Genomic DNA, 323 nt, shown 5'->3' with positions numbered 1-323 from the left:
CCAGCAAGCGGGTCATGCAGGCGCAGGGCAGCGGCCTGACCAACAAATATGCCGAGGGCTATCCGGGCAAGCGCTACTACGGCGGCTGCGAACACGTCGACAAGGTCGAGCGGCTGGCCATCGACCGCGCCAGGCAGCTGTTCGGCGCCGACTACGCCAACGTCCAGCCGCATTCCGGTTCCTCGGCCAACGCCGCGGTGTACCTGGCGCTGCTCAACGCCGGCGACACCATCCTCGGCATGAGCCTGGCCCACGGCGGCCATCTCACCCACGGCGCCAAGGTGTCCTCCTCCGGCAAGCTGTACAACGCCGTGCAGTACGGC

1 pseudogene is annotated in these 323 nt (G+C 68.1%); it reads left to right on the top strand.

The window, feature by feature from the left end:
* A pseudogene (glyA, locus tag HMPREF2924_RS14255) lies at positions 1 to 323 on the top strand (serine hydroxymethyltransferase); the annotation flags it as partial.

The organism is Pseudomonas sp. HMSC063H08, from assembly GCF_001813645.1.
Lineage (GTDB): Bacteria > Pseudomonadota > Gammaproteobacteria > Pseudomonadales > Pseudomonadaceae > Pseudomonas > Pseudomonas aeruginosa.
This window is presented reverse-complemented; position numbering and strand designations above follow the sequence as displayed.